The sequence below is a fragment of the Pseudoalteromonas sp. GCY genome (assembly GCF_016695175.1).
Taxonomy (GTDB): Bacteria; Pseudomonadota; Gammaproteobacteria; order Enterobacterales; family Alteromonadaceae; genus Pseudoalteromonas.
This window is the reverse complement of record NZ_CP068023.1, coordinates 760930-786530: the sequence shown is the minus strand read 5'-3', so window position 1 is coordinate 786530 and position 25601 is coordinate 760930. Positions and strand designations below refer to the sequence as shown.

At 44.4% G+C, this 25601-nt stretch carries 25 protein-coding genes and 1 tRNA gene; 8 read left to right on the top strand and 18 right to left on the bottom strand.

What is annotated here, in order from left to right:
- Window positions 1–322: 322 nt before the first annotated feature.
- A tRNA-Leu gene (locus tag JJQ94_RS08595) sits at window positions 323–407 on the bottom strand.
- A 317-nt stretch (window positions 408–724) separates the two neighbouring features.
- Here JJQ94_RS08595 and JJQ94_RS08590 point away from each other — a divergent pair.
- Window positions 725–1222 (top strand): RDD family protein, encoded by a 498-nt coding sequence (locus tag JJQ94_RS08590; RefSeq protein ID WP_010605630.1) that lies wholly within the window; start codon window positions 725–727, stop codon window positions 1220–1222.
- A 98-nt stretch (window positions 1223–1320) separates the two neighbouring features.
- Here the strand turns inward: JJQ94_RS08590 and lptG are convergent, their stop codons facing one another.
- Both lptG and lptF read right to left on the bottom strand, forming a co-directional pair.
- Complete coding sequence (gene lptG / locus JJQ94_RS08585; protein WP_017217017.1) at window positions 1321–2388, bottom strand: LPS export ABC transporter permease LptG; 1068 nt, start codon at window positions 2386–2388, stop codon at window positions 1321–1323.
- Window positions 2385–3497: an LPS export ABC transporter permease LptF gene (lptF, locus tag JJQ94_RS08580; RefSeq protein WP_045988567.1), complete on the bottom strand. Its 1113-nt coding sequence runs from the start codon at window positions 3495–3497 to the stop codon at window positions 2385–2387. The genes lptG and lptF overlap by 4 nt, the downstream gene beginning before the upstream one ends.
- A 196-nt stretch (window positions 3498–3693) precedes the next feature.
- Between lptF and pepA the strand changes: the two genes are divergently transcribed.
- The 3 genes from pepA (at window position 3694) to JJQ94_RS08565 (ending at window position 8912) form a co-directional block, all read left to right on the top strand.
- Window positions 3694–5205 (top strand): leucyl aminopeptidase, encoded by a 1512-nt coding sequence (gene pepA / locus JJQ94_RS08575; protein ID WP_099030590.1) that lies wholly within the window; start codon window positions 3694–3696, stop codon window positions 5203–5205.
- Window positions 5206–5595: 390 nt separating this feature from the next.
- Entirely contained in the window at window positions 5596–6042 is a 447-nt protein-coding gene (locus JJQ94_RS08570) for a DNA polymerase III subunit chi (protein WP_010377414.1), read from the top strand.
- Window positions 6043–6062: 20 nt separating this feature from the next.
- The gene (locus JJQ94_RS08565; protein WP_099030589.1) at window positions 6063–8912 is read left to right on the top strand and encodes a valine--tRNA ligase; all 2850 of its coding nucleotides are present in this window, start codon (window positions 6063–6065) and stop codon (window positions 8910–8912) included.
- Between the two features lie 85 nt (window positions 8913–8997).
- Here JJQ94_RS08565 and rpoS read toward each other — a convergent pair whose 3' ends face one another.
- The 10 genes from rpoS to JJQ94_RS08515 form a co-directional block, all read right to left on the bottom strand.
- Window positions 8998–9978 (bottom strand): RNA polymerase sigma factor RpoS, encoded by a 981-nt coding sequence (gene rpoS, locus JJQ94_RS08560; RefSeq protein WP_099030588.1) that lies wholly within the window; start codon window positions 9976–9978, stop codon window positions 8998–9000.
- Window positions 9979–10041: 63 nt separating this feature from the next.
- A complete protein-coding gene (locus JJQ94_RS08555; RefSeq protein ID WP_099030587.1) occupies window positions 10042–10863 on the bottom strand; it encodes a peptidoglycan DD-metalloendopeptidase family protein in 822 nt (273 codons plus the stop codon).
- 124 nt (window positions 10864–10987) lie between these two features.
- Window positions 10988–11626: a protein-L-isoaspartate(D-aspartate) O-methyltransferase gene (locus tag JJQ94_RS08550; protein WP_099030586.1), complete on the bottom strand. Its 639-nt coding sequence runs from the start codon at window positions 11624–11626 to the stop codon at window positions 10988–10990.
- 9 nt (window positions 11627–11635) lie between these two features.
- Complete coding sequence (gene surE, locus JJQ94_RS08545) at window positions 11636–12376, bottom strand: 5'/3'-nucleotidase SurE (protein ID WP_099030585.1); 741 nt, start codon at window positions 12374–12376, stop codon at window positions 11636–11638.
- 35 nt (window positions 12377–12411) lie between these two features.
- Window positions 12412–13449, bottom strand: coding sequence for a tRNA pseudouridine(13) synthase TruD (gene truD / locus JJQ94_RS08540; protein WP_099030584.1), 1038 nt, complete (start codon window positions 13447–13449; stop codon window positions 12412–12414).
- Window positions 13446–13922, bottom strand: coding sequence for a 2-C-methyl-D-erythritol 2,4-cyclodiphosphate synthase (gene ispF, locus JJQ94_RS08535; RefSeq protein WP_099030583.1), 477 nt, complete (start codon window positions 13920–13922; stop codon window positions 13446–13448). Before ispF ends, truD begins: the two co-directional genes overlap by 4 nt.
- Entirely contained in the window at window positions 13915–14613 is a 699-nt protein-coding gene (ispD, locus tag JJQ94_RS08530; RefSeq protein ID WP_099030582.1) for a 2-C-methyl-D-erythritol 4-phosphate cytidylyltransferase, read from the bottom strand. The genes ispF and ispD overlap by 8 nt, the downstream gene beginning before the upstream one ends.
- Entirely contained in the window at window positions 14597–14890 is a 294-nt protein-coding gene (gene ftsB, locus JJQ94_RS08525; RefSeq protein ID WP_010605642.1) for a cell division protein FtsB, read from the bottom strand. Before ftsB ends, ispD begins: the two co-directional genes overlap by 17 nt.
- 38 nt (window positions 14891–14928) lie before the next feature.
- Window positions 14929–15567: a hypothetical protein gene (locus JJQ94_RS08520; protein ID WP_172439944.1), complete on the bottom strand. Its 639-nt coding sequence runs from the start codon at window positions 15565–15567 to the stop codon at window positions 14929–14931.
- An 84-nt stretch (window positions 15568–15651) separates the two neighbouring features.
- On the bottom strand, window positions 15652–16122 hold the full coding sequence (locus JJQ94_RS08515; protein WP_099030581.1) for a DUF2947 domain-containing protein: 471 nt from the start codon (window positions 16120–16122) through the stop codon (window positions 15652–15654).
- 84 nt (window positions 16123–16206) lie between these two features.
- On the opposite strand from JJQ94_RS08515, the gene JJQ94_RS08510 reads away from it, so the two are divergent.
- From JJQ94_RS08510 to JJQ94_RS08500, 3 genes are read left to right on the top strand one after another with little or no spacing between them, the layout of a single operon-like run.
- Window positions 16207–16443, top strand: coding sequence for a DUF1653 domain-containing protein (locus tag JJQ94_RS08510; RefSeq protein WP_010377401.1), 237 nt, complete (start codon window positions 16207–16209; stop codon window positions 16441–16443).
- A 43-nt stretch (window positions 16444–16486) separates the two neighbouring features.
- Complete coding sequence (locus JJQ94_RS08505) at window positions 16487–17323, top strand: AAA family ATPase (RefSeq protein ID WP_026000904.1); 837 nt, start codon at window positions 16487–16489, stop codon at window positions 17321–17323.
- A 2-nt stretch (window positions 17324–17325) separates the two neighbouring features.
- Complete coding sequence (locus JJQ94_RS08500) at window positions 17326–18510, top strand: vWA domain-containing protein (protein WP_099030580.1); 1185 nt, start codon at window positions 17326–17328, stop codon at window positions 18508–18510.
- A gap of 47 nt (window positions 18511–18557) precedes the next feature.
- On the opposite strand, the gene JJQ94_RS08495 is transcribed toward JJQ94_RS08500, so the two are convergent.
- Together JJQ94_RS08495 and acs are read right to left on the bottom strand one after the other, a co-directional pair.
- On the bottom strand, window positions 18558–19211 hold the full coding sequence (locus JJQ94_RS08495; protein ID WP_010605647.1) for a response regulator transcription factor: 654 nt from the start codon (window positions 19209–19211) through the stop codon (window positions 18558–18560).
- A gap of 86 nt (window positions 19212–19297) precedes the next feature.
- Window positions 19298–21238, bottom strand: a complete 1941-nt coding sequence (gene acs / locus JJQ94_RS08490; RefSeq protein WP_099030579.1) for an acetate--CoA ligase — start codon at window positions 21236–21238, stop codon at window positions 19298–19300.
- A 314-nt stretch (window positions 21239–21552) separates the two neighbouring features.
- On the opposite strand from acs, the gene JJQ94_RS08485 reads away from it, so the two are divergent.
- A complete protein-coding gene (locus tag JJQ94_RS08485; protein WP_099030578.1) occupies window positions 21553–22713 on the top strand; it encodes a DcaP family trimeric outer membrane transporter in 1161 nt (386 codons plus the stop codon).
- A 569-nt stretch (window positions 22714–23282) separates the two neighbouring features.
- Here the strand turns inward: JJQ94_RS08485 and JJQ94_RS08480 are convergent.
- Genes JJQ94_RS08480 through hflK form a run of 3 tightly spaced genes read right to left on the bottom strand, consistent with a single transcriptional unit; the run spans window position 23283 to window position 25579 of the window.
- Complete coding sequence (locus tag JJQ94_RS08480) at window positions 23283–23504, bottom strand: hypothetical protein (RefSeq protein ID WP_099030577.1); 222 nt, start codon at window positions 23502–23504, stop codon at window positions 23283–23285.
- Between the two features lie 15 nt (window positions 23505–23519).
- Window positions 23520–24398 carry a protease modulator HflC gene (hflC, locus tag JJQ94_RS08475; RefSeq protein ID WP_099030576.1) on the bottom strand — a complete coding sequence of 293 codons (879 nt, stop codon included), beginning with the start codon at window positions 24396–24398 and terminating at the stop codon, window positions 23520–23522.
- Between the two features lie 5 nt (window positions 24399–24403).
- Entirely contained in the window at window positions 24404–25579 is a 1176-nt protein-coding gene (hflK, locus tag JJQ94_RS08470) for an FtsH protease activity modulator HflK (protein ID WP_099030575.1), read from the bottom strand.
- Between the last annotated feature and the right edge of the window lie 22 nt (window positions 25580–25601).

Genomic DNA, 25601 nt, shown 5'->3' with positions numbered 1-25601 from the left:
TGAGGAAGTAACTGTCAGTTTAGAATAATAGGTTGAATCGTGGAGGCAGCTTGATTTGTAGCAGTGAATAGCGCTAATTCGTAGAGATAAAACCTATTCGTTCGTCGAGATAAATCCAATTCGTCGAGATAAATCTCGACCTACAATTCAGGCATAAAAAAACCCTTGCTAAAAAGCAAGGGTTATAAAAAGTGGTACCAGTGGGCGGACTCTTAACCTGTATTAGCGCCACCCGCGTGGCGTCCAAGTCCGATACCATAATTTCAAAGCATAAATTTGAGGCATAAAAAAACCCTTGCTAAAAAGCAAGGGTTATAAAAAGTGGTACCAGTGGGCGGACTTGAACCGCCACGCCCGAAGGCAACGGATTTTGAATCCGTCATGTCTACCAATTCCATCACACTGGCATAATTTTTCTTTCATCTTCTAAAACAAGAGAAAATAAAGAAAAACCACTTTGAGCTCAGGCTTTTTTTATTTGCCTTCGTCTCTATGCTTTGCATTATACAAAGGCGATTAAGAACGGCAAGTAATTTTTTTGCAATAAGGCGTTAACTGCTTGTTATTTGTGCACAAGCAGTTAAATATTGCCATAAAGTCAACTTTATTCCTGCTAAAACGGCAAAGGCAAGGCGTTGCTAATCCATTAGTTAACGTAATTCAGTAAACGTTTTATCGGTTTATGTGTAAAATACTCCGCAATCTTGTAATTATGAGAGTTGTTATGTCACATTTTGCTCCAGCGAATTTCAGCCGTCGCTTGGCTTCACTTATATACGACAGCTTAGTGGTCGTCGCGTTCGCAATGCTGACTACCGTGTTATTTTTACTAACCATCAATGCCTTAATTTCATTTAACGTGCTCACGCTTGGTAATCATGAAGACGTATCGGCTCTGATCCAAGCTGATCCCATTTTATATACACTTAGAGCCACTTTATTAGTGTTGGTTTCGGTGCTGTTTTTTGCCTATTTTTGGACTAAGAGCGGCCAAACTATCGGCATGCGCGCGTGGCGCTTAAAAGTGCAAACCCCCGACGGAGCACTGTTAACTTGGCCAAAAGCAATCGCTCGTAGCCTATGCGCGCTACTTGGGCTGGGTAATCTGATAGTGTTGTTAGACTTTAAAAAGAAAAGGTCGCTCCAGGATATGCTGTGTGGCACTGAAGTGGTGGTACTGAGCAAAGAGGAAAATAAAAAGGTGTATAATAGCTTAGATTAACTTGTCTAAACCTCGGATAACGACTTCTTTTCCTTAGCATCATCCATAAAAAATATAGGCCTCAACATGAGGCCCATTTTTTTACTTAATTCAAAACGTTAATTTTGTTTCTTCAGCAGATGGATAGCCAATCCAATAAATAACAAGCTTGGCATTAACGCGCCAACCACCGGTGGAACTTGATATACCATCACGATAGGGCCAAAAATTTCATTACTCAGATGGAAAGCTAAGCCTGTTACCACGCCCATAATAATCCGCGCGCCCATGCTCACCGTCCTCAGTGGCCCGAAGATAAATGACAAAGCCACCAGCAGCATTACCCCAATCGTCAGCGGCTGCATCACCTTACGCCACAGCGCGAGTTCATAGCTACTTGAATCTTGCTCATTTTGCTTTAGATAAGCGAGAAATGACCATAACCCTGTAAAAGACAAAGCATCGGGCTCTATCGATACAACACCTAGCCTGTCTTCACTTAATTCAGACTCGTAGAGCATTGATTTTGAATAATGCGTTGTAATTTGCTGTTGATCGATATGCACTTCTTCCACGTCTTGCAATTGCCAGCCGTTAGATATGCTTTGCGCCGACTGAGCGCGTACGATTTTTGCCAATGTTAGTGAGTCATCGAAATAATAAATTGCGATATCTTTAAGCTTACCGTTTTTTTCAACATTACCAATGTTAATAAAATTGCCGCCATCTTTCGCCCAAACACCACGCTGAGCGCTGTAGACTTCACCGCCATAAATTGCTTCGTTTTTTAACCGTTTTGCGGTTTGCTCCGCTTTTGGTGCGCCCCACTCCCCAAGCGCCATCATCAGTAGCGCCAGCACCACTGCCGTTTTCATCACCGACATAATAATTTGAAAACGCGACCACCCAGCCGCTTGCATAACAATTAGTTCACTGCTTGAGGCAAGTGCACCAAGGCCAATCAGGCCACCAATCAGCGCAGCCATCGGGAAAAATACCACGATATCGCTTGGCATGCTGTAAATGGTATAGAGCATGGCACCAAGTAAATCATAGCTGCCACGACCAACCGAGCGCAGTTGCTCAATAAACTTAATAAGCGTATTGATCCCCACAAAAACTAATAGCGCGAAACCTGTGGTTTGTAAGATGCTACGCCCTAAGTACCAATCTAGCGTCTTCATCATGCCGTCGTCTCCCGTTTCATAAATACCGAGCGAACCCACACACCAAAAGGTCTTCCTTTCGCAATTAAATAAACGCCAATAAAGAGCACACTTAAATGGATCCACCAGAGACCGACTGAGGCTGGTACTTTTTCTTCAGCTAACAGAAACTTGCCGGCATTGAGTAAAATGAAATAACCCAAATATAGCGTAATTGCTGGCACGAGCTTAGCGAACTTGCCTTGTCTTGGGTTAACCACACTCAGAGGCACAGCCAATAGAGTGAGTAACAAAATGGAAATAGGCACCGACAATCGCAACTGAAATTGCGCTTTTGCTTCTGGCGTATCCATTTCAAGTAACTGTAAGCTTGGAATAGCCTCTAATTTACGGCGCTGGTGTTCAATTTCTTGTTCTTTAATTTGCACTTGGTAAGTACCAAATTCAGTGCGATTAAGTGCTTGGCTGAAGCCATCAGTCTCGTAACGCTTACCTTCATGAAGGAGTAATTGCTGCTCACCACTATCAAGCTCAATCACTTCACCTTTTTGCGCATACACTAAACGAGCGGCTTGATTTGAGTCCTTCTCGGGCAATTGCGCGACAAACACTTTGTCTAATTCGCGGCCTTGTTCGCTAATGCCGTGAACAAATACCACCGCTTTTTCATTGCCCGTTTGCTGAAATCTACCGGCTCTGAGAGTAGAAAGCCCCGACTCCGCATCGGCTTGCTCTCTTAATTGGTACTCTTTTTCGCTCGCCCAAGGTGCAATATACATACTCACACAAGCGGCCAGTAATGCAAAAAATACACTAGAGACTAAAGTCACCCTAACGACATACCACTCACTGACCCCGCAGGCGCGCAGTACCGTCATTTCACTGTCGGCGTAGATGCGACTATAGGCTAAGATGATCCCAAGAAAGAGACTAAGCGGTAAAATATATCCGGCCAACTGTGGCAGTTTCAACGCAAGCATAGCAAGTACTAACTTACCCGGTATACTCCCTTCAGACGCTGAGCTCAGAATGAGTACAAACTTTTGTGACAAAAATATTGTCATTAAGGTGAGAAAAACCGCAACCTGAGATTTTAGTACTTCACCCGTTAAATAGCGGAAAATAAGCAATGTTCGTCCCTATAAAACGTCTTGTTTCACTGGAATAGTGGGAAAAATTGAGTAAACTGATTATTTTAGTCACTTTATTATATGTCAATGCGCCGGAATATCCTACCTAAGGTTAAAGCATATTCATGACTTTAATGTAGGAAAGTGTGCTGGCATAAAAAGTTCAAAATGACATGACAAAGACTCAGGAGTCGCAATGGAATTCAGCGTTAAAAGTGGTAGTCCAGAGAAACAGCGTAGCGCATGTATTGTTGTAGGTGTATACGAGCCACGCCGTCTCTCACCAATTGGTGAACAGCTGGATAAAATAAGCGAAGGCTATATCTCAAATTTACTCAGACGTGGTGATCTTGAAGGCAAACCAGGACAAGTTCTACTTCTTCATCATGTACCAAATGTACTAAGCGAACGCGTTTTGTTAGTGGGTTGTGGTAAGGAAAGAGAGCTCGACGATAAACAATACAAACAAATTATCTCTAAGACCATCAATACGTTAAATGAAACGGGCTCAATGGAAGCGGTATGTTTTCTGACTGAGCAACATGTTAAAGGTCGTGATACTTACTGGAAAGTTCGCCAAGCGGTCGAAACCACGCAAGATTGCCTGTATACCTTTAATCAACTAAAAAGCAAAAAGAGTGAGGCTAGACGCCCGCTACGTAAAATCGTCTTTAACGTACCAACGCGCCGTGAATTAACAATCGGTGAAAGCGCGATTGAGCACGGTCTTGCTATCGCCGCTGGCAGTAAGCTGTGTAAAGACGTTGCGAATATGCCACCAAATATCTGCAATCCTCGTTATTTGGGGGAGCAAGCACAACAGTTGGCCGAAGACTTTGATAACGTTACCGTAAACCTTGTTGGTGAACAAGAAATGGAAGAGCTAGGTATGCACTCATACCTAGCGGTTGGCCGTGGTAGTCGCAACGAGTCAGTGATGTCGGTTATCCACTATAACGGTGGTGACGAAGGCCAAGCACCAATCGTATTCGTGGGTAAAGGCTTAACATTTGACTCGGGTGGTATTTCTATCAAGCCTGGCGAAGCGATGGATGAAATGAAATACGACATGGGCGGAGCTGCGGGCGTGCTTGGCTTAATGCGAGCCATCGTACAAATGCAACTGCCACTTAATGTAATTGGTGTTTTAGCTGGCTGCGAAAATATGCCAGGGGGCGATGCTTACCGTCCCGGCGATATTTTAACCACTATGTCCGGTCAAACCGTTGAAGTACTCAATACGGATGCCGAAGGCCGCTTAGTACTGTGCGATGCGCTAACTTACGTTGAAGCATTCGAGCCGGAAACCGTTGTCGATGTTGCGACATTAACGGGGGCATGTATTGTTGCGCTTGGTAGCCATGCGACAGGTCTTTTATCTAACCATAACCCGCTTGCCCATGATTTGCTAAAAGCGTCAGAGCAAAGTGGCGACAGAGCGTGGCAACTACCACTTTGGGATGATTATCAAGAACAACTTGAAAGCCCATTTGCTGACTTTACGAACTTAGGTGGTCGCGCAGCTGGCACAATTACAGCCGCGTGTTTCTTGTCTAAATTTACTAAAAAGTACAACTGGGCGCATTTAGACATCGCAGGTACTGCATGGCGCAGCGGCAAGAACAAAGGCGCTACAGGTCGTCCTGTGCCTATGCTGATGCAATATTTACTTAACCGCGCCAATATCACGGACGCACAGCAAGACTAATAGTCTGGTCGCGACACTTAACAAGCATAAGTCGCGACATAAAGTCGCTGCTACACAAGGTTAACCCAAACCGTAGCAGCGGGTTTACCCCGCGACTATATCCCGCGCCAAATTAAGACTACAAAGCAACTAAACCACCTCAGCAAGCGCTTCCCACCGCTTGCCATATTTTATTCTTCTTCTCTTGGTTCTTGATTGATGGTATTGCCTTTATATGGCAGAATACAGGCTTATTTATGTGCATTTAAGTGGCGCTATAATTAGTTTTAAACTAAGCCGCGCATACTGATTTTCTTCGTCTACGCTATCACGGTAAACAAGATTACAGATATTGAGCAGCTGTGGAGCCTGTGGCAAACCTCAGTACTCCTCGCAATTGGTATTATTATCATGACTATCAAAGCGCGCTTTTACGTGTTAAAACAAAACGATGAGCCGGGGATTAGCGTTCCGGCTCATTTTGATCTGGCAGCACAAACTGCGGCGAGCTTATATCAAGCTGGACACCGTATCTTTGTTAACGTCGATAATACTGACGACGCTCATTTATTCGATGAGCACCTTTGGTGTTTTGACGCAGACAGGTTTGTGCCCCACAACTTACAAGGCGAAGGCCCCAAAGGCGGCGCACCGGTGGAAATTGGCACTATGCCTCCTGCTGCTCGTCGCCCCGTGCTCATTAATCTAGCTCGGGTCGTCCCTGACTTTATTCGTCGCTTTGAACAGGTGATAGATTTTGTGCCTGTTGAAGCCAGCGCTAAGCAAGCCGCACGAGAACGCTTTAAGCAACTTCGTGCACTTGGCGCAACAATTTCCACTGAAGACATTGAGAAATAGCATTTTTAGGGTTCTGTGTAATGGATAAAACCTACAATCCACAAGATATTGAACAGTCTTTGTATCAAGACTGGGAGTCAAATGGCTACTTTAAGCCATCAGGTAATGGTGACGCATATTCGATTATGATCCCACCGCCGAATGTCACAGGTAGTCTACACATGGGCCACGCGTTCCAAGACACTATCATGGACACTTTGATCCGCTATCAGCGTATGAAGGGCAAAAACACGTTATGGCAAGTGGGTACTGACCACGCTGGTATCGCCACTCAGATGGTGGTTGAGCGCAAGCTTGCAGCCGAAGAAGGTAAATCACGCCATGATTTAGGCCGTGACGAATTCATCAATAAAATCTGGGAATGGAAAGAGCAATCAGGTGGCACAATCACCAAACAGTTACGCCGTTTAGGTGCGTCTGTAGATTGGGATAGAGAACGTTTTACGATGGATGACGGCCTGTCTGAAGCTGTAAAAGAAGTATTCGTTCGCCTATATCAAGATGACTTAATCTACCGTGGTAAGCGTCTAGTAAACTGGGATCCTAAATTACACACTGCGATTTCTGATTTAGAAGTTGAGAATAAAGACAAGCAGGGCCATATGTGGAATTTGCGTTATCCACTTGCGGATGGCGTAACCACCAAAGATGGTAAAGACTACATTATCGTAGCAACCACTCGCCCAGAAACCATGCTTGGTGACACTGGCGTTGCAGTAAACCCTGATGATGAACGTTACCAGGACTTAATTGGTAAAGAAATTCTACTTCCTATCGTCAACCGTCGCATTCCTATCGTTGCCGATGAACATGCGGATATGGAAAAAGGCACGGGCTGCGTAAAAATCACGCCAGCACACGACTTTAACGATAACGAAGTTGGTAAGCGCCATGAGCTGCCAATGATCAATGTGTTCAACAAAGACGCGGCAGTTCTGAATACGGGTGAGTGCTTTACTTTTGATGGTAAGCCACTTGAAGCGATGGATGCACCAATTCCTGAGCGTTTCCACGGCCTTGACCGTTTCGATGCGCGTAAGCAAATCGTTGACGAGTTTGAGCAGCTTGGTCTACTTGAGAAAATCGACGATCACAGTCTAACCGTTCCTTACGGCGACCGCTCTGGCGTAGTTATCGAGCCACTACTTACCGATCAGTGGTATGTTCGCGTTGCCCCTCTTGCAGAGCCTGCGGTAAAAGCGGTAGAAGATGGTGATATTCAATTTGTACCTAAGCAATACGAGAACATGTACTTCTCTTGGATGCGTGATGTTCAAGACTGGTGTATTTCACGTCAGCTTTGGTGGGGCCACAGGATCCCGGCGTGGTATGACAGCGAAGGTAATGTATATGTTGGTCGTGACGAAGCAGAAGTTCGTCAAAACCATAACTTTGATGCAAATGTGACGCTGACCCAAGATGAAGACGTACTAGACACTTGGTTCTCTTCTGCACTTTGGACTTTCTCAACGTTAGGTTGGCCTGAAAACACGGAAGATCTAAAGGTATTCCACCCTTCAGATACCTTGGTCACTGGTTTCGACATTATCTTCTTCTGGGTAGCTCGCATGATCATGATGACCATGCATTTCATCAAAGATGAAGATGGTAAACCTCAAGTTCCATTTAAGACCGTTTATGTGACTGGCCTTATTCGCGATGAAAATGGCGATAAGATGTCTAAGTCAAAAGGTAACGTGTTAGATCCACTAGACATGATTGATGGTATCGATCTTGAGAGCCTAGTGACTAAACGTACTGGCAACATGATGCAGCCACAGCTTGCGGCAAAAATCGAGAAGAATACGCGCAAAACATTTGTCGATGGTATTGAAGCACACGGTACTGACGCATTGCGTTTCACTCTTGCAGCAATGGCATCAACGGGACGTGATATCAACTGGGATATGAACCGTCTCGAAGGTTACCGTAACTTCTGTAACAAGCTGTGGAATGCTAGCCGTTATGTATTGATGAACACAGAAGAACAAGACTGTGGCTTCAACGATAACGAAAAAGTGTACTCTCTAGCGGATCGTTGGATTTTAGGTCAATTCCAAAATACGGTTAAGGTGTTCTCTGAGCACTTAGATAACTATCGTTTTGACCTTGCGGCAAACACTATTTATGAGTTCACGTGGAACCAATTCTGTGACTGGTATCTAGAGCTAACTAAGCCAATTCTATTTAAAGGCAATGAAGCGCAGCAGCGTGGTACACGCCATACGCTTATCACCGTGTTGGAAGGCTTACTTCGTTTGATGCACCCACTAATGCCTTATATCACAGAGACAATCTGGCAACGTGTAGCACCAATCGCAGGTGTCGAAGCGAAGACGATTATGCTTGAAGCGTTCCCTGTATTCGACGAAAGCAAAGTTGATGCGCAAGCGATGGCAGACCTTGAGTGGGTGAAGCAGTTTATTATTGCTATTCGTAATATTCGTGGTGAAATGGACATCAGTCCAAGCAAGCCGCTAAACGTGTTACTTACTGGTGCCAGCGAAGATGACAAACGTCGCCTAGATGAAAACCAAGCTTTCTTAAGCGCACTGGCAAAACTGGAAACGGTAGACTTGCTTGCAAGCAAAGACGAAGCACCAGCTTGTGCGACTGCATTTATCGGTGACCTTGAAATCATGATCCCAATGGCAGGTTTGATCGATGTAGAAGCAGAGCTTGCGCGTATTGCTAAGCAGCTTGAAAAAGCAGAAAAAGGTCTTGAGCAGGTTGAAAAGAAACTCGCAAACGAAAAGTTTGTAAGTAATGCACCTGAAGCGGTACTTGCTAAAGAGAAAGCAAAATTAGCTGAGTTTAGCGATGCAAAAACGAAGCTACTTGAACAAAAAGCAAAGATAGAAAGCTTGTAATCGCTTTCTATCTTGGAAGGTTTTATACCACTGCAAGAATTAAAAAAGCCGCATATCGCGGCTTTTTTATTAACTGGTTAAAGTATTACTGTTGTTCGAATAGGCTATCAGTACTTAACCCTTCGTGTTGTAAAATATCCTTTAAGCGTCTCAACGCCTCAACTTGAATTTGCCTTACACGCTCTCTCGTTAGCCCGATTTCGCGACCAACATCCTCAAGTGTAGACGGTTCATAACCAAGCAAGCCAAAGCGTCTCGCTAGCACTTCTCGCTGTTTTGGATTTAACTCTCCAAGCCAGTCGACAATATGCTTATTAATATCGTTGCTCTGCACCTCGATTTCTGGACCACCGCCCTTTTCATCCGCGATAATATCAAGCAGTGCTTTGTCATTTTCACCACCGATAGGCGTATCAACCGAAGTGATCTTTTCGTTTAGACGCAGCATCTTACTGACTTCTTCGACAGGTTTGTCGAGACATTCAGCAATTTCTTCTGCGGTAGGTTCATGATCCAACTTTTGCGTCAATTCACGTGCTGTACGTAGATAAACGTTTAGCTCTTTGACAACATGAATCGGCAAACGAATGGTACGAGTTTGGTTCATGATAGCGCGTTCGATGGTTTGACGGATCCACCAAGTTGCATAAGTAGAAAATCTAAATCCACGTTCTGGATCAAACTTTTCTACAGCCCGGATCAGACCTAAGTTACCTTCTTCAATGAGGTCAAGTAATGCCAAACCTCGGTTGTTATAACGACGAGCGATTTTAACCACCAATCTCAAGTTACTCTCTATCATCCGTTTACGTGAAGCTTCACAGCCCTTTAACGCTTTACGCGCAAAGTAAACTTCTTCTTCTGCACTGAGTAGTGGGGAAAATCCAATTTCACCTAAATAGAGTTGAGTGGCATCTAAGTTTTTAACCACTTCATCTTTGGCAAAAACTTCTTCGTCGTCTTCGAGGTCTTCAAGTAATTCATCTTTCGGTTCGTCAATATTATCATCGTCGAGCTTGTCTAACTCTGGAGCTGATTTTGTAGGTAATTTTGCAGTGTGAGCCATAAGTATTCTCCCCAAGCGAATAAAAGTAAGGGTACTCGAACCAATCGATGTACTCGCATTACTTTATGGCAAGTATTTTGCCGGGTTTACAGCTTGACCTTTAAAACGGATCTCAAACCTAAGTGCCGTTTTAGAAGCATCTGTACTACCCATTTCGGCAATTTTTTCCCCAACTTTAACTTTTTGCTGTTCTCTGACGAGTAACTTAGCGTTGTGGGCATAAGCACTTAGGTAATCATCTGTATGTTTCAGGATGATTAAATTACCATACCCACGCAACGCACTCCCTGCATATACAACTACACCGCCAGCAGCAGCCTTAACTGAAGTGCCCGGTTTATTAGAGATCTCCAATCCCTTATAACCATTCTCTTTGACGGAGAACTTACGAGTCACCTTGCCTTCAGCAGGCCATTTCCATAGTACCTTATTATTAGACAAAGCCTTGGTACTAGTAGACTTTTGTGTGGCTTGTCTTTGAACATACTCTCGTTGATTTGGCTTATCAAGCTCTTTTTTGGGTGCTTTGTTACTTTTTTGTTTTAAAGACTGAGACTTGTGGTTTACTTTCGTGTATTTTGTGTTCTTTTTGTTTTTATTTCTGGGATACTCTAGACGTATAACCTGATCCGGGTAAATAGTGTACGGAGGCTTAATTTTATTGATTTTCGCAAGCGTTCTTATATCTTTATTAGCGCTAAATGCAATTGCAAATAAAGTATCGCCTTTTTTTACTTTGTAACGACTTCCGTTAATATTAATTTTATGTGTCGAAGTGGTCTTACCAGAGTGTAAAGTTGTTACAGGCGCAGGCGTATGATTCGACGAGCAGGCAACAAGCAGGCCGCTTAAACAAATCGATATGATGACCTGAGACTTGTGCATTACTTATATTTTCCAGTGCTACTATCAACGACTATCATATCAATCTAACTTAATTTTGCTTGGTTTTCACATTCTACTGGAAAAAATAGTTATATTTTATGGAGTTGTTTTTAAAGCCTACAAGTTAACCAACTTCGCCAGCGACTAAAGGCACAAAGCGTACAGGTGCTAGGGCGTGGCGAATAAACTGCTCGCCCTGTTTGACAAACAAGGTGAGTGTTTGCGCTTCAACCCCGATGGGAATGACCATGGCGCCGCCGTCTTCTAGTTGCGCCAACAACTCATCTGGAACAGATTGTGCCGCGGCAGTGACGATGATCCCTGTAAAGGGCGCCTTTGAAGCCCAGCCTTTCCAACCGTCACCGTGTTTCATCGTCACATTATATAAATCCAGCAAATGCAGCCTTCTGCGCGCTTGCCACTGCAGCGACTTGATCCGTTCAATGCTAAAGACCTGCTCAAACACTTGCGCCAGTATGGCGGTCTGATAACCAGAGCCCGTACCCACTTCCAAAATACGCCCTTTAACACCCACTTGCTTTAACACTTCTGTCATTTTTGCGACGATAAAAGGTTGTGATATCGTTTGCCCTTGACCAATAGGAAGTGCTGTATTTTCATATGATTTGTGTTTAAGCACTTCATCGACAAACAAATGCCTAGGCGTGTTAGCGATGGCACTGAGTACCACTTCATCTTCTACGCCTTGCTGTTTTAGCAGTTCCACTAGCGCATTGGCGCTGCCCTGATAATTACTCAGCACATACGCCTCTTAAGATAACCAGCTCGCCACAGCATCTAAGCTCTCGAACGCCGTCATATCAACCTTGAGCGGTGTGATAGCGGCATAACCGTTGTTTACAGCATGAAAATCCGTGCCTTCACCAGCGTCACTTTCATGACCTAAGGTGCCATACCAGTACACACTTCGGCCCCACGGGTCTATTTGTTCGGTCATGGTGTCCGCTTTATGACGTGAGCCTAATCGAGTTACTTTTATCCCTTTTAAGTCACTTAATGGAATATCAGGGACGTTGATATTAATGATTTGGTCTTTTGGTAGCGGGTGGTTTGCAAGCTTTTTAATGATCTCTACAGTGACATGTGCTGCAGTTTCATAATGAGCTTCATTTTTAGAGCAAAGAGAAACGGCAATCGCAGGTAAGCCTACATGTCGACCTTCAGTAGCCGCCGCAACAGTACCTGAGTACAGCGTATCATCGCCAAGGTTAGCGCCATTGTTGATCCCTGCAACGACTAAATCCGGCAGTTCATCCATCAGTTTGTTCACTCCAAGGTGAACACAGTCGGTTGGCGTGCCATTTACGGAGATAAAACCATTATCTAGCGTAGTCGCTCTGAGTGGGTTTAATAAGGTTAACGAGTTACTCGCACCGCTACAATTTCTGTCTGGACCAATGACGGTTACGTCCGCGATTTGTGATAACGCTTGATACAAGATAGCAATGCCCTTGGCGTGAACACCATCGTCATTACTCAATAGGATCTTCATTTTTCACCTCTTTTTCTTGTTAGACAATGAGTATCTCACTGCTGTATCGACTCTTCATGTTTATTAAACTTTTTACTGGCATCTTTATGGTTAACAAGCTCTCTGAGCAGCGCCGTGGCAAAAGTTCCTTTTGGTAAACTGAATTCAAGAGTTAGCGTAGTGTCGTCAGCCATACTCACCTTAAGCGCTTCGGGTATTAATCTAAGCGCTCTACGCTCATTTTTCATCCCAAATTCTGCCAATCCTTCGTGCCATTTAGCGAAAGGTGCCAACCATTCACGCTCTTGCGGCAACAAGCCCTTTTCACCTTTACCAACCAATGGCGCCGAAAGCAAAATGTCGCCATTCAGTAACCGCTCGATGAGTTCGCAATCAATCTCTGAGTCAAAAAAGGCGTTACTACCGCTCAGTAAAAAGATTTCACGGTGCCAAGTCGTTGCCAAGCCATGCTCTGCCACGCGGCGACTGACGACTTCGTTGAACAGATGAGAGCGAGCGGCTGAAAGCACCAGCCCTCTGAGCTTTTTATCGCGGATCTTTTCACCGTCAAATAGCCTATCTGCCATGGCTAAGTTGTGGCCATCATGACCAAAACGTTGTTCTCCAAAATAGTTCGGAACCCCTTGGCGTACAGCATTAATACGCGACAGAATATCAAGTGGAGCAGTCACGTTTCTGAGGGTAATGGCAAAACGATTACCCTTATGACAACCTGTTTTTAACTTTCGATTGTGCCGTATTTGTTGCACCACAAAAATAGAGTCACTATTTAATGCACTAAAGTCTACCGACTTTTTAATTGGCACCGGCACACTAAACCACTGCGTACATACTCCGTGCCTGTCTTTAATTCCTGCATAGCTGACATCTCGCGGTGAAATTTGGGCAAATTCTGCAAGCTTTTTAGCGACAAATGCTGTGTTTTCTCCCTTTTTAACTATCTGCAAGCAAACGTGCTCACCTTCGCCAGTAAAAGGAATATCTAAAATTTCTTCGACTCTAAAGTCTTCTGGTTGTGACTTATAATCGCCGTCAGATAACGGTTTGCCATAAAGATAATTGAGTGTCTTCATGCTTTTACCAATAGCACCACAGCATGGCTTGAGATCCCTTCTTTACGTCCTTCAAAACCAAGTTTTTCAGTGGTAGTTGCTTTAACATTAACTTGGTCTAGCTGCGCTTCACAGTCCGCAGCAAGGTTAGTGCGCATCGCATCAATATGTGGTCGCATCTTTGGTGCTTGTGCGACAATCGTGACATCGATATTGCCTATTTGATAGCCAAGCGCTTTCACTTGTTCCATCACGCGGCGTAATAAAATACGACTGTCGATATTTTCAAATTCACTCGCGGTATCAGGAAAGTGCTTACCAATATCTCCCAGCGCAAGCGCTCCCAACAAGGCATCACACAATGCATGAATTGCCACATCACCATCGGAATGAGCAATAAAGCCCTGTTCGTAAGAAATTTTTTCCCCACAAATCGTCAATGGGCCAGCTCCACCAAATTTATGAACATCAAATCCGTGGCCAATTCTAATCATGCTGTTTACCTTGTTGTTGAATTATAAACTCCGCCAGAGGTAAATCCTCCGGCGTCGTGATCTTAATGTTATCCGTACGCGCGGCAATGAGTTGGACTGGCTGATTTTGTAATTCCATTGCTGATGCTTCATCTGTGATATTTGCACCTTGAGAAAGCCCAAGCTCCAGCGCAGCCAATAACTCTTCATACCTAAACATTTGAGGCGTAAAAGCCTGCCATAACGACGCCCTAGGTACGGTTTCCTGTACCAACTCCGCACCGCGTTTAATGGTATCTTTAACCTTGGCAGCCAGTATGCCACCTTGCTGTTGGTTTATACATTGTGAAATCAGCTGATGAATATCGTCCAGCGCAACTAAAGGTCGAGCTGCATCATGAACTAACACCCAGTCAGGGCGACTTGGTGCTAACGCTTTTAGCGCCAATAAAACGGAGTCGGCACGTTCTTGTCCACCTTCACAATGGCTAAAACGGCTATCAGGTAGTAACGCCGATGAAAAATATCCATCTTCTTTGGAAACGGCGACCATAAATTGATCGACGCACTCAAGCCCGGCTAGTTTTTCCAGTGTGTGTACTAAAATCGGTTTACCTAATAGTGGAATATATTGTTTAGGCATCTGCGCCTGCATACGACTGCCAACCCCAGCTGCGGGGATGACGACTGCAAGTTTATCGTTTCTTTTCATGAGGTACTTTCGGTAATACACGGATAAAAGTTTCGCCGGGCTTAATCATGCCAAGCTCATGACGAGCACGCTCCTCAACCCCTTCAAGGCCGAGTTTTAAATCTTCGATATCCGCTTTTAATAATTTATTTCGTTTACTGAGGTTAGCATTGGTTTCTTGGTGCGATTTAACCACGGATTTTATCCGAGTGTAGTCCTCCACGCCATTGTGGCCGAACCAAAGTCTGTACTGAATAAATAGCGCTAAAACCAACAGCGCTAACTGAAAAAATCGCATTGCTTAATCCAAACTTCTGTTTTTTGAGTCGATTAGGATCACTGACTCATTTTTGTTTTTTGTACTTGTGGCCAATTAATTGAACTGGCAAGTAACATTTCTCTCAGCGTCAGCCTTCGTGGTACTACCGCTTTGCCAAAATACCAAGTATGACCACAACAAGCCGCTGTCATTAACGCTTTCGTCGGTTTTAGCAGTTGTACACACGCTTCATCACTTACTTGTAAGCTATTGCCATTAACACTAAACCAGCCAAATTGGTTGCAGTGCAATTTGTCAGCCTCACCCACTTGGTCGACACTGTCGAGCCTAACCGTTGTCCCCGTCGGTTCTGCGTATAGCACAGGAACCACCAGCCCCACTTTGACCTTAGTGGTAAAAAATGCTGCGTTGGCAGCGTCATCACATTTAGGCTGTGATTTTTGCTTTGCTAACCAACATCCATTGAAACTATCTAGCTCAAGCGGGACATCACCATGAATAATATGTGTGGCCGCGCGCTCAACATAATACGGCAGGCTGTTTAACAAACGCTGAAGGCGAGTATGATCGGAGAGTTCAGCAAGTTTCGGCAACTCTCTGGCATAAAATACGTTTACAAGCTCGGCAAATACAAGGCGAGATGCTTCGTCATACCAGATTGTATTTTGCTGTTGCTCCAAAACGCCTCCCGTCAATGCAATCTACTTTAGTAGACTGGTTTACATCCTTTATACACTAGCCATGTTTCAAATCAAAGCAAACTGCTCTGCTGTACTTGCTTACGGCTTGGTTCCTAATTTTGCTTGCCCCTCAGCCATAAATTGTACTACCGAACTACGTTTTTTTCCTATTAAGAAACTACCGTCAGTCAAAAACATAAAGTTCTGCCAACATCGCTTAAACACGTCAAAGCGGGTCTCGATTACATCATCTCGAGAGAGACAAAAATACACGGTGGTATTGGCTTGCCAATCAAGAAATTGCTCGATAGTTGCAGGAAATGCTTCTCCTGCTTCCCACGGCTGCTCCCAATTGAGGGTTTCTTGCCATGATTCCGCTTTACCAACCCAGTCTGTTTTATCAAAGAAATCAGGGTGATCTTTTTCGTTGCTTACCATAGTGCTCCAAAGCACCGCAGCGCGCGCCGCTGACATTGGTTTTATCAATGCCAGGTCAGATTCTTCGATTGGAAGATCTTTATGTTTGAAAACCCAAGCTTTCTTATAATCGTCCAGCGCAATATAATTCATCTTTAAACACCTTCAGTCTTAATGGCACGGATTATAACATTTCAGTCCGTCACGTACGGCTTTTATTTTTTGGAGCTTGAATTAGTGGATATCACACCTGGAATTTACCGCCACTACAAAGGAAAACTATATCGAGTGCATGCCTTGGCAACGCACAGTGAAACGCAAGAGAAGCAAGTGGTTTATCAAACCCTATATGGAGATATGAGTTTTTGGGTTCGACCACTTGAAATGTTTTTAGAAGACGTTATGGTCGAAGGCGAAGCGGTGCCTCGCTTCACCTTAATCGAAACCGAAGCAGGGTTGGCAGCGAAAAGCTGATTGTGGCAAGATGAGCCTATCTCATCTGACCACAAGAAGTTGAATTATGTTTAAAGGTACTGATCAATATATTGCTACCTCTGCTCTACAACAGGCCGTGAATGCGGCCATCGTTTTAGAAAAACCACTCCTAATTAAAGGTGAACCTGGTACAGGCAAGACCTTACTCGCCGAAGAACTGGCAAAAAGTTTAGATACCGAACTAATCCAATGGCATATAAAGTCAACAACCAAAGCCCAGCAAGGGCTTTACGAATACGATGCGGTCTCGCGTTTACGCGACAGTCAACTTGGCGATCCTCGCGTTAATGACGTTGGCAATTACATCATCAAAGGTAAGCTGTGGCAGGCGTTTACCGCCACAAAGCGCCCCGTTCTGCTGATTGATGAAATCGACAAAGCCGATATTGAGTTTCCCAATGATCTACTGTTAGAGCTCGATAAAATGGAGTTTCATGTCTACGAAACTAACGAGCAAGTAAAAGCCAAAGTTCGCCCCATAGTGATTATCACTTCAAACAATGAAAAAGAGCTACCAGATGCCTTTTTACGCCGCTGCTTTTTCCACTACATCGACTTTCCGAGCAAAGAAGAGATGCAGCAAATAGTAGACGTGCATTTTCCGCATATTAAAGCGAATTTAGTGCAACGAGCACTCGAAAGCTTTTTCCAATTACGCGACACACCAAACCTAAAGAAAAAGCCAAGCACGAGTGAGCTACTCGACTGGCTAAAACTATTATTAGCGGAAGATATTTCCCCTGACGCGTTGCATGACAAATCTAACCAAGGTGGCCTAATGCCGTTATTTGGTGCGCTACTTAAAAACGAGCAAGATGTTTCTTTGGTTGAGAAACTCGCCTTTATGAGCCGCCGCTGATCATGCTCATTGATTTTGTACTCACCCTTAGGCGTTACGGTATCAAAGCGAGCCTACGCGAATTACTAGACTGTTTAGAGGCGCTGGATAAAGAAGTTTGCTTTGCCGATCTGGACGGCTTTTACTTTTTGGCAAAAACCATCTTCGTGAAAGATGAAACCTTGTTTGATAAATTCGACCGTGCGTTTGCTGATTATTTTGAGGGGATAGAGTCAATAGACCTCTTCTCACAACTTCAACAGCAGCAACTTCCAGAGGATTGGCTGCGTAAAGAGTTTGAAAAATCGCTGTCGGAAGAAGAAAAAGCCAAATTGAACGCCATGGGTGGACTCGACAAGCTCCTTGAAACGTTAAAAGCACGCTTGGCAGAGCAACAAAAACGTCACGCAGGCGGTAATAAATGGGTTGGTACAGGTGGCACTTCGCCTTTTGGCGCTTACGGCTATAATCCTGAAGGGATCCGCATTGGCCAAGATGGAAACCGTCATCGCAGAGCAGTAAAAGTATGGGATAAACGGCAGTATCGCAATCTCGACAGTAATACCGACATCAGTAGCCGCAATATTAAGCTTGCACTCAAGCAATTGCGTAAATTTGCGCGCAGCGGAGCAAGTGATCAGCTCGACCTTAATGAAACTATTCGCGCTACCGCAAGACAAGGCGGCATGTTGGATGTGAAAATGGCTCCTGAGCGACATAACTCAGTGAAGGTATTGATGCTGTTTGATATTGGCGGCTCTATGGATGACCATATCCAGCTTTGCGAACAACTATTCAGTGCCGCACACAGTGAATTTAAGCACCTTGAGTTTTTTTACTTTCATAATTGCGTGTACGAACATGTTTGGCACGATAATAATCGTCGTGACAGCGAATTGCTTGATACTTATCAGCTAATTAACCGTTACGGCTCAGACTATCGACTAATATTTGTTGGTGACGCGACAATGGGCCCCTATGAAATCACCTACCCCGGCGGTAGCGTAGAGCATTGGAATCAAGAACCAGGAGCTACTTGGCTGAATCGTTTAACCAATCACTTTAGTAAGGTGGCTTGGCTTAACCCTCAGCCGCAAAGCTATTGGTCTTATTACCATTCGATAGAGCTAATAAATCAATTAATGCAAAATCGAATGTATCCGCTAACAATAGAAGGACTAAGTCAGGCGTTTAAAGAGTTAAGCTAGAGCAGTGCTGCTTGCAAGGTAAACACCTTGCAAGCAATGATGCGAAATTAGTCACTCGCTTCGATAGGTTCTAGTTGTAATTTTGAAGCAATCAGTACGGCTTGAGTACGATTATAGACACCCAACTTTCTGAAGATAGCGGTGATATGTGCTTTCACCGTTGCCTCTGAAATATTTAGCTCATAGGCAATTTGCTTATTCAGCAAGCCTTCGTGTAAATATTGCAACACTTTATATTGTTGCGGCGTGAGCGAGGCCACTTGTTGGGCAAGCTCTTTGTCTTCTCCTTCAAGTTCAGCCACTTTGTCTTTCATGCCTTCAGGCAACCACGTGTCACCTTCGAGCACTTGCTCTATGGCTTCGGTAATTTGTTCTACTGACGCCGCTTTTGGGATAAAACCCATCGCGCCGTATCCCATCACTTTAGAAATGATAGAAAGGTCTTCGCTTCCCGAAACCACAACAACTGGAAGACTTGGGTGATCCTCACGGATCCGAATTAGTCCATATAAATCACCATTGCCCGGCATATGTAAATCGAGCAGGAGTAGGTCTAGTTCTTCTTGTTGTTGTAAGACCGAGAGCGTAGTGTCAAAGTTTTCAGATTCGAATACCTCTAACCCTTCAAACTGCGCTTTTAGAGCCCCCTTAAGCGCCTCTCGAAATAGAGGATGATCATCCGCGATTAAAAACTGATACATGCTATGCTCCTAAAAAATCGGCTGTTATCGTAAAGATAACAGCCGTTATAGTATGTTTATATTAGGTCGCAATTCAAGTTATTCAGTTAACGATTCAATCTATTCTCGATTAATTCATCAACCACACTTGGATCGGCAAGTGTAGAAGTATCCCCTAACTGTTGATACTCGTTGGCCGCAATCTTACGCAAAATACGGCGCATGATTTTACCAGAACGGGTTTTAGGTAAACCTGGAGACCATTGGATCATGTCAGGGGTTGCAATTGGGCTTAGCTCTTTACGCACCCAATTTCTCACCTCTTTAGTTAACTCGTCAGATACCGTAACCCCTTCATTTGGCGTGATATAGACATAGATCCCTTGGCCTTTAATGTCGTGTGGATAGCCTACCACAGCAGCCTCAGCAACCGCTTCGTGAGCGACTAACGCACTTTCGATTTCAGCAGTACCGAGGCGGTGACCTGAAACGTTAAGTACATCATCCACGCGACCGGTGATCCAGTAGTAACCGTCTTCATCACGGCGACAACCATCGCCCGTAAAATAAACGCCCGGATAAGCCGAGAAGTACGTTTGTTCAAAGCGCTCATGGTCGCCATAAACCGTACGGGCTTGTGAAGGCCAGCTATCCAAAATCACCAGATTACCTTCGGTCGCGCCTGTCAGCGTATTACCTTCCGCGTCAAATAGTGCAGGAGCAATACCAAAGAATGGACGGGTCGCAGAACCCGGCTTAAGTGCAGTAGCGCCAGGTAGTGGCGTGATCATGATGCCGCCCGTTTCGGTTTGCCACCAAGTATCTACGATAGGACAATCACTATTACCAATTTGCTCATAATACCAAGACCAAGCCTCTGGATTAATTGGCTCACCGACCGAACCCAAAATACGTAAACTATCACGCTTAGAAGTTGCTGTCGGCTCGTCACCTTTCGCCATCAAAGCACGGATCGCGGTAGGCGCAGTATAAAGGATAGTAACACCATGTTTATCAACGATTTCACCCATGCGACCAGACGTTGGATAAGTTGGCACGCCTTCGAATACAACTTGAGTACAACCATTCACAAGTGGACCATAAGCAATATAACTATGACCCGTGATCCAACCCACATCCGCGCTACACCAGTAAATATCATCTTCTTGAAGGTCGAATACATACTCATGGGTCATTGATGCATACACTAGGTATCCACCCGTAGTATGCACTACCCCTTTCGGCTGACCGGTAGAGCCCGAGGTATAAAGAATAAAGAGCGGATCTTCCGCATTCATCATTTCAGGTTCACATTCGGCTGGTTTATCAGCAACTAATTCATGCCACCATACATCGTGAGCATTCCATTCAACATCGCCACCTGTTAATTGATGTACAATCACATGCTCGATAGTGGTAACGCCAGCTTGCGCTACCGCTTCATCAACATTTGCCTTAAGCGGCACACAATTACCACCGCGACGACCTTCATCTGAGGTGATGACAACTTTGGCGCCAGAATCTTTGATACGGTCTGCAATCGCTGAAGGTGAAAAGCCACCAAACACAACGGAATGGATAGCACCAATTCTTGCACAGGCCTGCATGGCATAAATTGCTTGTGGAGTCATCGGCATGTAAATAGCGACGCGGTCACCCTTTGTAACGCCTAAACTTTTAAGACCATTGGCAAGCTTTGCGACTTCATCGTGTAGCTGTTGGTAGGTAATATTTTCTGTTTGTTCTGGGTTATCACCTTCCCAAATCAACGCAACCTTATCGGCGCGCTTTTCGAGGTGTCTATCGATACAGTTATAAGAGGCATTTAGTACGCCGTCTTCATACCATTTAATATTGATATGGCCTTTATCAAATGAGGTATTTTTAACTTTACTGTAGGGTTTGAACCAATCTAAACGTTGACCGTGCTCTTTCCAAAACTCTGCGGGGTCATCAACCGACTTTTGATATAGTTCTTGATATTGCTCGTCGTTGATTAATGCTGCGTTCTTGATTTTTTCAGGAACTGGATAAATGCTCTGTGACATAGTCATCTCCATTATATTTAGAGGTCTAGGTCTGCTAGACACGCTTTTCCTAAGGATCACCCAGCCTTGGGTGTTTAAGTATTAGACCTTAGTTGTAGAACAGCTGCAAACGTAAAAGTTTCATACAACTTACCGGCTGTACCTAATTCAAACGTTATGATCGCGTTATCCTCCGCTCATTTACTGTATGCCACCTTAGTCTAATAGACCAATAGGTAATTGAGTAAAAACCAACCTTAAACAACAGTTAGTGATGATTAATATGAATATCGGCTGCTGCCAACTGCAAAGCACAGCTATTGAGGAACTGGATTATGACAACGAATAACATTAATAAAAAACTGCTCGCAGTTGCTATCAGTAGTCTCTGCGCTCTTCCTGCCACTGCGGCTGAGATTGGCGATACTAAAGTTAACTATGGTGGTTATATCAAGCTTGATGCCATTTGGAGTGACTTTTCTGACGGCGCGCTGGGTGCGCAAAATATCGGCCGAGACTTTTACGTTCCTGGTACGACTCCGGTCGGGGTTAACTCAGATAGCGACGCTGTATTTGATATGCACGCTCGTCAATCTCGCTTTAGCTTCGGGACCGATACTAAGCTTGATGATGGCAGCAGTATCAAGACTAAAATCGAGCTAGACTTTATTTCTACATCTGGAGGCAATGAGCGTGTTAGTAACTCCTACTCACCTCGTATTCGCCAAGCCTTTGTGAGCTACAAGGGCTTCTTGTTCGGTCAGGCTTGGTCAAACTTCCAAAATGTTAGTGCGCTACCAGAGACTTTAGATTTCGTCGGCCCAGCTGAAGGCACCGTTTTCGTGCGCCAAGCCATGGCAAAATACACCACGGGAAACTGGTCTTTCTCTATTGAAAACCCAGAAAGCACAGTTACCACTGCAGATAGTGGCCGTGTCGTCACTGACGACGCTAGCATGCCTGATTTCACAGCACGTTACACACATAATGCTGATTGGGGTCATATTGCGGTAGCGGCACTTGCGCGCCAAATTACCTATAAAATCGGTGGAGCTGATGAGTCTGAAAGCTCATTTGGGGTCAGTGCATCTGGTCGTGTTAATTTCGGTGACAATAACTTGAAATTTATGCTGACCCAAGGTCAAGGGCTTGGTCGTTACGTAGGACTAAACATTGCTAATGGTGCGGTATACGACGGTAACTCGTTACATGCAATTGACTCGACGTCGGGCTTTATTGCTTATCAACATAGCTGGAATGATCAGTTCCGTTCAACATTCTTATACTCATTCTTTAATGCTGATAACGAAAGCGATTTGCTAGCGGTAACTGGCGATCCGACAAAATCAAGTATGAGTTACAGCGCAAACCTACTTTATTCACCCGTGAAAAAACTTACCTTTGGTGCTGAATATAAGATGGGTACTCGGGAAACAGAAAGCGGCCTCGAAGGTGATTTAGACAGACTGCAACTTTCAGTGAAGTACGTGTTTTAAAGGTTTTGTTATTTTAATAGATTAGTACCAATTCACTTCCTAACTGCGGCCTATTGGCCGCTTTTTTATTGTTGGTCGCGACATAAAGTCGCTGCTACGATGTTTTTCGCGACATAAAGTCGCTGCTACGATGTTTTTCGCGACATAAAGTCCGCTGCTACGATGTGTTTTTTCGCGACATAAAGTCGCCGCTACGATATATTTTTTCGCGACATAAAGTCGCTGCTACGGCGTGTTTCTTCGCGACATAAAGTCCGCAGCTACGGCGTGTTTCTTCGCGACATAAAGTCGCTGCTACGATGTTTTTTTTCGCGACATAAAGTCGCTGCTACGGCGTGTTTTTTCGCGCCATAAAGGCGCTGCTACGACATGTTTTTTCGCGACATAAAGTCCGCTGCTACGGTGTGTTTTTTCGCGACATAAAGTCCGCTGCTACGATGTGTTTCTTGGCGACTTAAAGTCGCTGCTACGATGTGTTTTTTCGCGCCATAAAGTCGCTGCTACGATGTGTTTCTTGGCGACTTAAAGTCGCTGCTACGATGTGTTTCTTCGCGACATAAAGTCCGCTGCTACGATGTGTTTCTTGGCGACTTAAAGTCGCTGCTACGGTGTGTTTTTTCGCGACCTAAAGTCGCTGCTACGATGTGTTTCTTCGCGACATAAAGTCCGCTGCTACGATGTGTTTCTTCGCGAAATAAAGGCGCTGCTACTCGTGGGGTTTCATCGTCTAACGTTTGTGACCATATCGCGCCAACAAAAAACCCCGCTGGTTGGCGGGGTTTTATAATCATCTCCAAAGCATCATCTTATTGTGCTTTTGAATCCTTCATATAATCAAAGAACTTGCTGTCTGGTGATAACACCATAACGTCATTCTTATCTTTAAAGGTATTTTTATATGCTTCAAGCGAACGAACAAACCCAAAAAACTCAGGGTCTTTATTATATGCTTTAGCGTAAATGTTTGCCGCCGTTGCATCACCTTGACCACGAACTGCGCGAGCATTACGCTCAGCATCTGCAAGCATGACTGTCACTCGACGGTCAACATTAGCACGGATGGTCTCCGCCTTCTCTTGGCCCTCAGAACGGTGCTCTTTTGCCACAGCTTGACGCTCCGCACGCATACGCTGGTAGATTGAGTTACTTACTTCGTTAGGTAGGTTAATTTGCTTAACACGGACATCAAGTACTTCAATCCCAAGCTCAGTTGCACTTTCAGACGCTTGAACTAACGCTTCTTCCATTAGCTCGCTACGTTCACCAGATACTATCTCTTTGATAGTACGCGAACCGAAGTTTGTTCTTAGACCGTTATTGACCTTTTGTTTTAGTAGCGTTTCAGCATATTGCTTATCGCCACGCGCACGTAGGTAATAAGAGCTAAAATCGTTTACGCGCCACTTTACATACGAATCCACAATTAAGTCTTTTTTCTCGCTCGTTACAAAGCGATCAGGTTGACCATCAAGTGTTTGGATACGTGCATCTAATTTACGTACTTGGCTAAAGAAAGGCACTTTCAGGTGAAGGCCAGGTTCATATACCAACGCATCGCCATTCTCATCTTTTTGTACCTTGCTAAATAGCAATACAATCGCTCTTTGACCTTCGTTTACTACAAAGATGCCTGAGAAAGACATGATCACGGCAGTGACTAATAGAAGTAGACTAAAATTCTTCATATTGATTATCTCCCGTTACCAAATCTGTCGCGATTAAATCTATCACCGCCTGAATTGACAGAACTATTTTGCTGCTGGTTACCTTCAATCCTTTGACGAAGTTGCTCTATTTCACTTTGATTTGGTAAACGAACTGGTGACGAAGCATTGTTATGTGATTGCATAATCTTATCAAGCGGTAGATACAACATGTTATTACCACCTTCAACATCAACCAATACCTTTGAGCTTCGACCTAAAACTTGCTCCATCGCATCAATATATAAGCGTTTACGCGTTACTTCTTTCGCCGCTTGGTATTCTGGCAGTAACTTTTCAAAGCGCTCCACTTCACCTCGAGATTCAAGGATAATACGTTCGCGATAAGCTTCTGCTTCTTGCGTCATTCGAGTCACTTGACCACGCGCACGCGGTTCAATTTCTTTCGCATAAGCTTCTGCTTCACGGATAAAGCGCTCTTCATCTTCTTGCGCAGCAATCGCATCATCAAATGCGTCTTTTACTTCTGAAGGAGGACGCGAGTCTTTAAAGTTAACGTCTGTAACAATCAAACCAAGATTGTATGGTTCGATAATACTGTTTAGCTCTTCCCAAGTGCGCTGACGAACCACTTCACGACCCGTAGTTAACACTTGATCCATGCGAGAATGACCTACAACGTAACGTAGAGCACTGTCTAGCGCTTGTTGTAAGCTGTGGTCAGCATCGGTCACACTAAAACGATAAAGCGTTGGATCTACAACACGATATTGCACTTCAAACTCAACGCTTACTACGTTTTCGTCTTCCGTAAGCATAAAGCCAGACGCCGACAATGAACGTACCGCTTCAATATCTACAGGAATAACACGCTCGATAAACGTGGCTTTCCAACGCAGACCCGGCTCAGCAATACGGTCAAATTTACCAAATTGCAACACGATGCCGCGCTCAGCTTCTTTTACAGTGTAAATACCACTTAGTGCCCATACGATGGCTGCGATAATAAGTATAAAGACGAAACCAGCACCGCCTAATCCGCCATTACCACCTTTCCCCGGCTTACCGCCGAAAATACCGCCGAATTTATTACCAAATTTACGGAATACTTCATCTAGATCAGGTGGGCCTTGATCCCGCCCTCCGCGGTTTTTCCACGGATCGTTATCATTGCCATTATTACCCGGTTCGTTCCAGGCCATAGCTATACTCCATTGTTATTTA